Genomic DNA, 11865 nt, shown 5'->3' on the forward strand with positions numbered 1-11865 from the left:
GGGGGGGGGGGTTATATAAGCCTAAGCTTTAGATCTTAAATTGTTGCACAGCTTCCTGAAGCTTCTTAGCCTGCTCATATAGATGCTGCACGGTTACTGCATGTCCTTCAAGCTCTATACGTTGACGCTCCGAGTTCTCGGATAGTGTGTCCGCATTTTCTTGGGATCTTGAAGTAATTTGTGCGGTTTCCTCAACGGAAGCACTAACTTCTTCTGTACTTGCTGAGATTTGCTGCGTCGCCGCAGATACAGATTGAATATTCTGATTGATGCTTTGGATCAGAATCAGAAGGTGATTGAAGGCGTCGCCCGCTTCTGAGACCTTACCAACCCCGGAGGCTACCTCAGAATTCACATGGTTCATCTCAGTAACGGAGCGATTCATATCTTCCTGAAGTCCGAGTAGGAAATCACGAATCTGCTCATTCGCATTACGGGATTGTTCGGAAAGCTTGCGTACTTCTCCGGCAACAACGGCAAAGCCGCGTCCATGTTCTCCTGCACGTGCTGCTTCGATCGAAGCATTGAGCGACAGCATTTGGATTTGCTTCGTAATTTCAGTAATACTATGAACGACTTCTCCGATCATTACTGAACGTTCGTTCATAACCTGTAATTGCTCCAGCGACTGCAGGGAGGCGCGTTCAACATGGCGCATTTGCAGAACAGCGCTTTGGGCAATCTCATTACCGCCAATCGCTTCAGCGGAAGCTTCACTAATTTGCTCAGTGACTTCGGTGGCTGCTGAAGCAATATGCTGAATGCCGAAATTGATTTCTTCCATAGCTTTTGAATTATCTAGAGCGCTGCTCGCGATGGTTGTACTACCTCTTCCAATTTCTACAACAGAAGTACTAGAGTGGTCTGCCATTTCATTTAAGACCTCAACACGTTCTCTTAAAGAATTGGAATCGGTGACCACGGTGTTTGAGGTGACGAGTACATGTCCGATCATTTCTTTTAGGCGTAGGGTCATCGCTTGGAAGCTTCTGGATAGCTGAGCTACCTCATCACTGCCTTGAACCGTTAATTCCTCTGTGAAATCTCCCTCTGCAAGACGGGCACTGTAAGCTGCAAGTTTTGAGATAGGACGGGTTATCCGCATGCTCATAAACCAGGCGCCAGTTGACCCTATGATCAGCGTTAGCAGAGTGATCCCCGCGCTGGTCCACAGGATACTGTCTGTTTTTTCTTGAATAAAGCTTACATCACTGCTGATTCCGATAACCATCGTACTTCCGGGAATTCCGATATAAGCTGACTTATGTACACCATGCGAGTCCTTGTATGTATCGCTTAGTCCACTCTTTCCTTTAAGGGCTTGCTGCATTGCAGAGGATACCTTAACAATTTCCTCGGGCTTTAATTTTGCATCATGATCTACGGACAGAACCTCAGCTTCCTTGCCTTTTAAATTGAGTAGAAAAATAGTCTCAACCCCATGTTGCTTTCTCTTATCCTGAAAATAGAATTCAAGATTGGTGGCTGCTTGTTCGTTCTTCTTTAGTGCTTGCTGAGCATGCATTGTATTTATGTTCTTATATACGTCCTGAGCAGCTGCAGTTAGAATTTGATTGATTTGTGGCATGACATAGCTGTTGAAAATACTGGTGGATATAAAGTAGAAGCTGGTACTTAACAAAAGAGACGTGAGTAATAGAACTACAAATAATAAACGCGTAAATCTGCGACTGATCGACTGCTTGAAACGAAACATATTGTTCTCCCCCTTTTTATGGGCAGTGAAGCCCCATTTCTTTATATCCCTACCGACTGCTAGTGACTGGCAACCTGCAATATATTCCATAGTTATGTAATATATCAACTAAATGGATCGGGAATGAAGTGTTTGATACTATTCTATAGAATTAACCTCTGGATGAATAGTGAAAGTTTTAGTTTATAGAGCATATTTTTCTGAAAAAGATGAATTATTTCTGACACTTTTAATTTTAGTTAATAAAAATGGGTATAAATACCCATTTCATAAATTGTTTATTTTTATGGATTGTTTGACGACAGTGTGATAGAGTATTAATGTTTTGTTCCAAAACTTAATGTAAGCCGCGGTTCGTAACCATCCCGCGTAAACAAAACTAGGAGGAGTTTAAGTAATATGTTTAATTTGATGTGGGGAGTTTTATTTGTTATTGTCAATTTTGCTTTTTTTCTGCTCTGTTACCGCCTGTTCGGCAAAAGTGGAATGTATGCCTGGGTAGGTATCGCTACTGTAATTGCTAATATTCAGGTAGCTAAGACGATTGCTATGCCATTTGATATCGTGATGACACTCGGAAATACGATGTATGTCACTTTGTATATGACCAGCGATTTGCTTAATGAGAAATATGGAAGAGCAGAAGCACGAAAAGCGGTTTGGTTTGGTTTCTTCACCCTGCTTATGACGACAGTCATTATGCAGATGGTACTAGTATTTAAGCCACAAGAGACCGATATTGCTCAGTCTTCTTTGGAGACGATCTTTGGGCTGATGCCTCGACTAGCGTTGGGTAGTTTAACTGCTTATTTCATTAGTCAGTTCCTAGATGTTCGGTTGTATTCCTGGATTCGCAAATATTACAGCACCTCAAGTCAGCTGTGGATCCGTTCGAACGGTAGTACGATGGTTAGCTCTTTTGTGGATACACTAATCTTCTGCACCATTGCATTTGCTGGGTTGTATAACTGGAGTGTGTGGTTTGAAATTTTGCTTACAACGTATCTGGCGAAATTCTTACTAACCGCAGTCGGCACACCTATCTTATATATCGCCCGAACTTTTACTTTTGCTGAAGATGGGGCATTATCATCCGCTCAAAAGAAAAATTAAACACAATACAGCCAGCGCGTACCGATCATAATCGATGCGCGCTGTTTGATTTTTCCAGTCGTAAGAGGCTTAATCGTTCCATATAAATATGTACATAAAATTAATATAAAGCTAAAATAAGCTATCGTAGCCATTCCAATTGTATCCCATGCAATTCAGAGGTGTGCATAATCGGTAGACACAGAAATTACGAACAGGTGTGATGAAGGATGAATCTAGTAGTTCCTATACTGCGTCATGCAGCACAGCAGCCCGACAGTATTGCCTTAACCCATAACCAAGCGGGTCATACTTATGCAACATTAGTACAAGCGATGCGGAGAATTGCGAATGGTCTACAGCAAAAGGGTCTGAGACATGACAAAGTCGCTATTTTATCTACGAATCGCATTGAATTTGTTGAGGTTTTCTTGGGGGCTATTTATGCAGGCTGTGTTCCCATCCCTTTAGATCCCAAGTGGAGTGCAAACGAACTGCAGGTTATTATAGAGCAGTGCCAGCCGACAATGATTTTTGCCGAGCCGGAAGCTGCAAAGAATCTGGTCTTCAGGGAGCAAGCGATCCCAACAATGATTTTTACAAAAGATCGGACAGGCTCCTATGATCAGTGGCTGGATGCGCTGAAGCCAGAAGCTGAATTGGATGAGACGAATGAATTATTATTTATCGGCTTCACTTCAGGCACAACTGGACTGCCCAAAGGATATATGCGTACCCATTTATCGTGGTTAAAGAGCTTTGAGGTATCGAGTGCTGCCTTTAAATTGGACGCTATGAAGGATGTTTTAGCACCGGGTCCGTTTGTGCATTCGCTGTCCTTGTTCGCTGTAATGCAGAGTCTGTATGGCGGAGCAAACTTTCATATTACGCAAAAATTTAGCGCCACACAGGTGTTAGAGCTGTGCAAGCAGATTCCGGGTGTGGTGTTGTTTGTTGTACCGACAATGCTTGAATCCATGATGCGGCAGGCTGTTCCTGGGCAGACGCAGATTGATGCGATTATTAGCTCAGGTGCAAAGTGGTCGGAGTTGTCCAAAAAAAGGGGCATAGAAGTGTTCGCTGGAGCGCGTCTCTATGAATCCTATGGTTCCTCAGAAGCGAGTTATATTAGTTATTTGGATGTTCTGGAAGAGCATAATCCGAGCTCTGTAGGCAAGCCCTATCCCGGAGTACAAATTTCCATTCGTGATGAAGAGTTCCGTGAAGTCCCTGCGGGGGAGATTGGGCAGTTATATGTACGAAGTGATATGATATTTCTAGGCTATCATCAATTGCCGAACGAGACTGCAGCAGCTTTTCGAGACGGATGGCTTATTTTGGAAGATAATGTTTATCAGGATGAAGCGGGGTACTTATATCTGGCAGGTCGTTTGAAAAATAGAATTATCACCGGTGGGCTGAACGTTTATCCAGAGGAAATAGAGCGAGTGTTAGAGCATCTTCCTGAAATAGAAGAAGTAATGGTGCTCGGCGTCCCTGACGATTTTTGGGGAGAACAGTTGGCCGTGCTCGTGAAATGGAATGGTGAAAAGCACTTATCTATAGACGAAATAAAGAATTATTGTCGCCAGTATTTAGCAAGCTACAAATCGCCGAAGCAGCTGCTGACAGTTGAAGAGTTTATTTATACAAGCAGTGGCAAAATTGCCCGGCAAGCGATGAAAGACTATGTGAAAAGAGCGATGGTATGATAGAAGCAGTAATTGTTATGGCAAAACGTACACCGATTGGCAGGATGGGCGGCTTATTAAGTACATTTGAGCCGGAAGCATTACTGGCGCCGCTTATTCAGCATATTGTGGCAGAGACGAGCCTAGCTAAAGAGATGATCGATGATGTCATTATTGGAAATGTGGTCGGTCCGGGTGGAAATATTGCCCGGGTCGCTGCGCTTGAAGCTGGGCTTCCTGTTTCGGTTCCGGGCGTTACTGTGGATCGGCAGTGCGGTTCTGGGCTAGAGGCTATTAATATAGCAGCAAGGCTTATTCAAAGCGGTGCAGGTGAGATTTATTTAGCTGGCGGCGTTGAGAGCACGAGTCGTGCCCCTTGGAAAATGAATAAGCCCCAAACCTTGATGGGGGTTCCACAGCTATATACCCGTGCTCATTTTACACCAAGCGCTTACGGTGATCCGGATATGGGGATTGCTGCGGAAAATGTAGCGCGGAAGTACGGGATTTCACGAGAAGAGCAGGATCAATATGCCTTAAAAAGCCACCAAAAGGCTGTTCATGCTCAGCAAAGCGGCCGGTTTCAGCAGGAGATTGTACCTCTTCTGGTTGAGGGGGAGTGGGTGAACACCGACGAATGTCCAAGGGCCAATACGAGCTTGGATAAGCTGCGAATGCTCCCTTCAATTTTTGAAGAAAAAGGCACTGTCACCGCTGGAAATGCCTGTCCTATTAATGATGGTGCGGCGCTTGTATTAATGATGTCCCGTGAGAAATGTAGGGAACTCAAGCTTAACCCGATTCTGCGTATCGTGGATGCGCAAGCGGCAGGTGTAGATCCGAATTATTTAGGTATGGGGCCCATTCCAGCTGTACAAAAGGTATTACATCGTCAACAGCTGACCATAGCCGATTTAGATATCGTAGAGTTTAATGAAGCCTTTGCTTCGCAAGTGCTAGCCTCACTGAATGAGCTTCAGATCCCACAGGAAAAGGTCAATCGTGGAGGAGGCGCATTAGCTATCGGTCATCCATATGGGGCGTCCGGAGCTATTTTAATGACTCGCTTATGTGCTGAAATGCAGCATACGCCTTATAAAAGGGGACTTGCCACTTTGGGTATTGGCGGAGGTATCGGTTTGGCTACTCTTGTGGAGGCGGTAGAATGAACAGCATTCATCATCAGATTTATGTGACTGCGGAGTGGATATCGGATTATGCACATAGTATTGAGGCACCCGTGCAGACGTATAAGGGCAATCTGATTGCTCCTTCTACGATGCCTATTATTTTTTGGCAGGCCTTCGATATTCCTTGGCTTAGCAAGGGAGAGCCTTTGCTTCATGGCACTCAGAAATTCTCATATCAAGCACCGATTACGGCAGGGATGACGTTAGATTGTGAATTAGCATTAACGAGCAAGGCGCAAAAAGATGGCCGGCAGGGCCAACTGACCTTTTACACACATACGCTGGTTTGTAAATGTGAAGACGAGCTTATAGTCACCGCAGAAACAGTGTTAATTCGGGTAGGTGATGATCATGATGAGAAAATGTATAACGGCTGAGGCCATCCGGCTATATGCAGCAGCTTCCCAAGATCTGGCCGCGATTCATCTAGATGAGGATGCAGCAGCTAAGGCTGGATTTAAGCGGCCCATTGCGCAGGGGATGTATCTAATGGGATTAGCCCAATCCTTATATATCGAGGAGCATCAGGCACAGTGGATCACTCAGTATGAGATGAAATTTCATCAGCCTGTTGAGGTCGACAATGTTGTGATGTTTGATTATGCAGATGATGATGCTCTTGTGAAAGTGACCCTTACAACAGAAGCTGGCGATGTTATTGCTACGGGAGCTTTTTCAGTGAAAGAGGTGTAGTGATGAACAAAGTAGCCTTAATTACTGGAGCAACCAGAGGGATCGGGCGTAGTATTGCCGTGCAGCTCGGCAAGTCCGGTTATATAGTGGTTGTAAATGGTACAAAACAAGTCTTGATCGATGAAGTTGTCCACGAGATTCGACAGGCAGGTGGTGAAGCATTAGGCTACTCTGCTAATGTAGCAGATCCAGTCGCGGTCTCGGTAATGGTAGATGAGGTTATTGCTCAATACGGTCGTATTGAGGTGTTGATAGCGAACGCTGGAAATTTACAAGATCAGAAATGTCTACGGATGACGGATGAAGAATGGAAGGCTGTGCTGGATGTGCATTTAAATGGTGCCTATTACAGCATTCAACGTGTACTGCCACATATGCGCCAGACAGGTGGTGATATCCTGTTGATGACCTCAACGGCTGGATTAACAGGTTCTGTCGGTCAGGTGAATTATAGTGCAGCCAAGGCTGGAATACTCGGAATGATGTGGACTCTCGCAGCGGAGCTGAAGGGCGATGGAATTAGGGTCAATGCGATTTCACCAGCCGCGTTAACGGATATGACCAGACCTGTCATTGATCACTTGAAAGTGAAACATGCCAGCCGTAATGAACCGTTCCCGGAGTTCTGGCGAATAGGTGCTCCAGAGGATATTGCTTCTTTCGTAAATGCATTATTGAGCGAGAACGATGCGGATTTAACCGGTGAAATCTTTGCTGTGAATGGATCAAAAGTGACGAAATGGGAGAAGCCTGCACCTGCATTTTCTGAGAACAGCATCGGGGCATTTTTCGCTACGTGGCACCGTCAAAAGGGGAGTGAATAAATGCTTACCTTCGATCAAGTTCATTTTTATTATAAAAGGGATCAGCCTGTCCTAGAAGATATCAGCTTTACGATAAATGCAGGTGAGTTTGTGGCGATTGTTGGCGCGAATGGCTCTGGCAAATCCACCATTGCAAAGCTCATGGATGGTTTGTTGCTGCCTCGAAAAGGGTCGATACAGTTTAAGGGCCTAGATACCGCAAAGCCAGCTGAGCTTGCAGATATTCATCAGCAAATTGGCTTTGTTTTTCAGAATCCAGAGGATCAATTTATCACCACAACCGTTATGGATGAGGTGCTTTTTGGTTTGGAGAACCTTCGTGTGCCAAGGGAGGAAATGCGCAGCCGATTGGAGTATGCCTTGCAGGCTGTTCATATGGAGGATTATCTGGACGTGATGCCACATCAGCTCTCTGGAGGTCAGAAGCAACGTGTCGCTATTGCGGCTATATTGGCGATGCGCCCGCAAGTCATTATTTTCGACGAAGCCACCTCTATGCTTGATCCTCAGGGAAGGCAGCAGGTGCTTGCTATTATGCAAGAGCTGCATCGTCAAGGTCTGACCATTATTCAGATCACTCACCATATGGAGGAAGTGCTTTCAGCAGAACGATTATTACTCCTGCATCAAGGGCGACATGAGTATGATGGTGCTCCACTGGCCTTTTTTAAAATGATGCCTGTTGCGGACTATCAATTACAACTACCCTTTGCCGTGCGCGTACATGCATTGCTACATTCAGCAGCGCCGCCAACAGCAGATTGGAAGGGGAACATTCGATCACAATGGTCTACCAATTAGATAATTTAAGTGTAAACTATGCTGATCATATAGCTTTACACAATATTAACTGCACTATTACTGCGGGCAAATGGATTTCGATTATCGGTCCCACGGGCGCAGGAAAGTCTACCTTTGTCAAAGTGCTGAAGGGCTTGATTCCCAGCGTAAAAGGAGATTACTCCATTGATCATCAGCCTGCTCCCAGAGATGCCAAAGGACAATTAAAGGTGGTCCCGGAGCTGGGCTTCGTGTTTCAATATCCGGAGCATCAGCTATTCGAAACCACAGTGCAAAAGGAGCTTGCTTTTGCTCTGAATCTGCAGGGTGCTTCACGCCAGCAAATCACGGAGGCGATTGAAAGGATTTTACCGCAAGTGGGTCTGTCAGAGGGCATTCTCCCGTTAAATCCATTCCAACTAAGTGGTGGAGAAAAGCGCCGTGTGGCCATTGCCTCCGTGCTAATGACGAATCCTAAGCTGCTAATTTTGGATGAACCGACAGCTGGGCTAGATCCTGCTAGTCAAGTATCCTTGCTGAAGCTACTAAAGACTTGGCAGCAACAAAATCAGCGCACCATTCTCTTCGTTTCGCATCAGATGGAGGATGTTGCTGAGTACTCGGATGAGGTTTTGGTTTTCCATAAAGGTCAGCTGGAAGGACATTTTGACCCCAGAACACTATTTATAGAAAAGGAAGAATTATTGGTGGAGCTGGGCTTGTCCATACCTGAACCCGTACAGCTTTTGAAGCTAGTAGAGGAATTATCCGGTCAAAAAATTGAGATTGCTAGCTGTAAAGAGCAGGATATCTTCGATGCTGTTCTGCCCATTTGGCATTCGAGGGGGCGTCAACATGACTGATTCCGTAATTGTGGGTCAATATGTGGAGACGCATTCGATTTTCCATCGTTTAGATCCCCGTACAAAACTTGTTAGTATCATGATTCTCATGCTTAGCTTTCTGATGCTTGGAACAGGGCTTAGCTATGCAGTTGCAACCTTTTTTGTAATCGGAATTTTACTGCTGTCAAAGGTTCCTATTCAATTCTTTTGGCGAGGACTACGGCCGCTATTATTTATTTTGCTGTTTACCTTCATGTACAATGCCGTGTTCACCAAAGGAACGATTATCCTCTGGTCTTGGTCATTTATTGAGGTAACAGAAGAGGGACTGCGAACAGGATTACGTTTTGTTTGGCGTATTGTATTGCTCATCTTATTAGCCTCAGTATTAACGTTAACAACTAAACCGCTAGACTTAGCATATGGTCTTGAAAAGCTGCTTGCACCTCTATCCAAAATGGGGGTGCCCGTAGAACAATTCTCCTTAATGATAGTGATTGCGATCCGGTTTATTCCTACCATCAAGGAGGAGCTGGATCGTATTCTTCTCGCACAAAAGGCTAGGGGGTATGATCTTACAGCATTATCACTGCCTAAACGGATATTTGCTTATGTCCCGATTATTATTCCTTTGCTCTTCACGACGATTCAACGTGCTGAACAGCTAAGCTATGCGATTGATGCGCGTGCTTATGGAAATGGTAAAGGAAGAACTTCTTATAGGGTATTACAATTTCAGCAAATGGATTATCTGGCAGGGGGAATTGCTCTTTTATTTGCTGTGATTCTGCTGTGGTTAAAGATAGGAAAGGTATAGATGAATATGAAATGGAATACCCGTATTACGGAGTTATTGCAGATAGAGTATCCTATTATTCAAGGCGGGCTTGCTTATTTAGGTTATGCAGACCTTGCAGCTGCCGTTTCGAATGCCGGTGGATTGGGTCAGGTTACAGCGATGAGTCTTCCGAGCGCAGAGGCTTTATGTTCAGAAATAGAACGGGTTCGTACTTTGACCGACAATCCATTTGGCGTTAATTTTGCCATCGGTGTGCATGGTATCGGTTATGAAGATCGGGTGCAGGTCGCCATCGACGAGAAGGTTCCCGTGGTGAGTCTCACTGGTGGGAATCCGGCCCCTATACTGGAAATGCTACAGCACACTGATATTAAAACGCTCGTGCTCGTCTCTTCACGCAGACAAGCCCAAAAAGCTGAACAATTAGGTGCTTCTGCGGTTATTGTTGTTGGGCAGGAGGGAGGAGGCCACTTGGGGCGTGATGATGTAGGGACTATGGTACTCGTTCCTCAAGTAGTGGATGCGGTTGATATTCCTGTGATTGCTTCAGGCGGGATCGGGGATGGCCGCGGATGGATGGCGGCCCATGCACTGGGGGCTGAGGGAATTGAAATGGGCACACGATTCGTTGCTACGGTTGAATGTGTTCATGCAGCTGCTTCTTATAAAAAAGCCCTAGTAGAAAGCTCAGAGTCAGATACAGTCGTAATCAAACGCTCTATTGGAGCACCCGCGCGAGTGCTGCGTAGTGAGTACATAGATAAGATTCTCGACATTGAGCGTGTGACTCCGACCTATGAAGCCTTAAAAGAATATATTAGCGGTGCAGCCAACAAGCGCTGGATTTATGATGATGTCAAAGAAGAGGGCATTGGCTGGGCAGGCCAAGTGACAGGGATGATCCATGATATCCCTACAGTCTCGGAACTGATGGGCAGGATGGTCAAAGAGGCAGAGTCGATTCGCGGGATGTGGGGAACACAGGCGTGAGGATGCTTATCGGACTAAATTTATGGGGAGCGATGGTGTGGCTAATCCGAGGCGTTATGCAAAAGAAGATAATAATTGGTTGAATCTATCACGCTCCTCCAAAAAAGGGCAAAGGCCGCTGTATTGGAATGGAACTAATTGCGAATTTTTAATCAGCTTATTTGTTTCCTGAGCTTGGGTAAACGGAACGACTTTATCATGAATTCCATGAATAATTAATGTGGGCACATCGATCTGTCCAAGATCGTTGTAAACATTTTCGTCTCTTAGCGTGACCATAATGGCGGAAGTCGACCAATTCGCAACTTGTAAACCCATTAGAAAGAACCATTCGGATTTCGCTTCAGAAATGTACTGAAAGAAAAAAATTCCCGTTTGGTCTTGCAGCATTTTCGGACGGTCATTGTTTGTCTCTTCGATGATTTTATTCGTAAATTCTTTTGGAACACTTGATGGAGACGCAGCGTCGATCAGGACGAGTTTTGATACCCCGTACCCTTTATAACGAGCCATATAACGAATTGAGATCGCTCCTCCGGTAGAGTGTCCTGCAAGTGTTATGTTTTTTAGCTGTAACGCTTCGATGACTATACGAAGATCATCTGCTAATCTATCGAAACCGTAACCATCGAATGGTTTATCCGAATTGCCGTATCCTCTCCAGTCTATTCCGATACAACGATATCCGAGCTTCGGAAGGAAATTGAACTGATATTCGAACTGGTTATGGTTTAGCGGCCATCCATGAATAAAAAGTATCGTTTTATTTCCCTTCGGATTGATGTCATCTATAAATACTTTTACGCCCGGTTCCACAGTAACGAAGTATCCCAAGTGTATCACCTCATTTTTTTTAATGTATTTCCCCGTTAAGATATTCGCCCTAGGCAAGGTTAATGCCTAATTTCGGCGTCAAATTGGGTTAAGATAGTACGTAGAGATTTCTGAGGAATAGCTTGAGTGAAACAATTTCTTCAGATCATTGAGCTCAAGGGGTACGTTAGTGGAAAAACGGTTGCTTAGGCAGCCGTTTTTTTATTTGTTCAACTAACGGGCAGTTTAGTTGAAAAGAACATGCTATAGTTTTCTTGTGAACAACAAACTCGCGAAATTCCAAGTCGGTATTTCTATATAATAGACATCAAGATGTCTTTATCGTCTGTTTCTCCTATATTAACTGTGGTAAATTATGGAGAGTACTTATTTAAATGTCTTAGAAGAAAATGACTAGGGGAGAAATACTT

General features: G+C 44.7%; 12 protein-coding genes and 1 riboswitch. Of the genes, 10 read left to right on the plus strand and 2 right to left on the minus strand.

Translation table 11 applies throughout. The annotated features are described in order from the left end of the window. Nucleotides 1-28: 28 nt before the first annotated feature. Nucleotides 29-1717 (minus strand): methyl-accepting chemotaxis protein, encoded by a 1689-nt coding sequence (locus CA598_RS12800; RefSeq protein ID WP_094876746.1) that lies wholly within the window; start codon nt 1715-1717, stop codon nt 29-31. A gap of 343 nt (nt 1718-2060) precedes the next feature. Further along, nucleotides 2061-2106, plus strand: a riboswitch (PreQ1 riboswitch). A 10-nt stretch (nt 2107-2116) separates the two neighbouring features. Here CA598_RS12800 and CA598_RS12805 point away from each other — a divergent pair. The 10 genes from CA598_RS12805 to CA598_RS12850 all read left to right on the plus strand — a co-directional run bounded on the left by CA598_RS12805 (nt 2117) and on the right by CA598_RS12850 (nt 10621). After that, nucleotides 2117-2830, plus strand: coding sequence for a queuosine precursor transporter (locus CA598_RS12805; protein ID WP_094876747.1), 714 nt, complete (start codon nt 2117-2119; stop codon nt 2828-2830). Between the two features lie 209 nt (nt 2831-3039). Further along, a complete protein-coding gene (locus CA598_RS12810; RefSeq protein WP_094876748.1) occupies nt 3040-4521 on the plus strand; it encodes an AMP-binding protein in 1482 nt (493 codons plus the stop codon). Continuing rightward, nucleotides 4518-5669: a thiolase family protein gene (locus CA598_RS12815; protein WP_094876749.1), complete on the plus strand. Its 1152-nt coding sequence runs from the start codon at nt 4518-4520 to the stop codon at nt 5667-5669. The genes CA598_RS12810 and CA598_RS12815 overlap by 4 nt, the downstream gene beginning before the upstream one ends. Continuing rightward, complete coding sequence (locus CA598_RS12820; RefSeq protein WP_094876750.1) at nt 5666-6067, plus strand: FAS1-like dehydratase domain-containing protein; 402 nt, start codon at nt 5666-5668, stop codon at nt 6065-6067. Before CA598_RS12815 ends, CA598_RS12820 begins: the two co-directional genes overlap by 4 nt. Further along, nucleotides 6042-6383, plus strand: a complete 342-nt coding sequence (locus tag CA598_RS12825) for a MaoC family dehydratase (protein WP_094876751.1) — start codon at nt 6042-6044, stop codon at nt 6381-6383. Before CA598_RS12820 ends, CA598_RS12825 begins: the two co-directional genes overlap by 26 nt. A 2-nt stretch (nt 6384-6385) precedes the next feature. Further along, nucleotides 6386-7207: an SDR family oxidoreductase gene (locus CA598_RS12830; protein WP_094876752.1), complete on the plus strand. Its 822-nt coding sequence runs from the start codon at nt 6386-6388 to the stop codon at nt 7205-7207. Continuing rightward, nucleotides 7208-8008 (plus strand): energy-coupling factor transporter ATPase, encoded by an 801-nt coding sequence (locus CA598_RS12835; protein WP_094876753.1) that lies wholly within the window; start codon nt 7208-7210, stop codon nt 8006-8008. Next, a complete protein-coding gene (locus CA598_RS12840) occupies nt 7993-8850 on the plus strand; it encodes an ATP-binding cassette domain-containing protein (RefSeq protein WP_094876754.1) in 858 nt (285 codons plus the stop codon). Before CA598_RS12835 ends, CA598_RS12840 begins: the two co-directional genes overlap by 16 nt. Continuing rightward, a complete protein-coding gene (locus CA598_RS12845; RefSeq protein WP_094876755.1) occupies nt 8843-9649 on the plus strand; it encodes an energy-coupling factor transporter transmembrane component T family protein in 807 nt (268 codons plus the stop codon). Before CA598_RS12840 ends, CA598_RS12845 begins: the two co-directional genes overlap by 8 nt. 6 nt (nt 9650-9655) lie before the next feature. After that, entirely contained in the window at nt 9656-10621 is a 966-nt protein-coding gene (locus CA598_RS12850; protein WP_094876787.1) for an NAD(P)H-dependent flavin oxidoreductase, read from the plus strand. Between the two features lie 54 nt (nt 10622-10675). On the opposite strand, the gene CA598_RS12855 is transcribed toward CA598_RS12850, so the two are convergent. Further along, on the minus strand, nt 10676-11455 hold the full coding sequence (locus CA598_RS12855; RefSeq protein ID WP_094876756.1) for an alpha/beta fold hydrolase: 780 nt from the start codon (nt 11453-11455) through the stop codon (nt 10676-10678). Nucleotides 11456-11865 lie beyond the last annotated feature (410 nt).

Origin of the sequence: Paenibacillus sp. VTT E-133291 (genome assembly GCF_002264395.1) — a bacterium.
Classification (GTDB): Bacteria; Bacillota; Bacilli; order Paenibacillales; family Paenibacillaceae; genus Paenibacillus_AQ; species Paenibacillus_AQ nitricinens.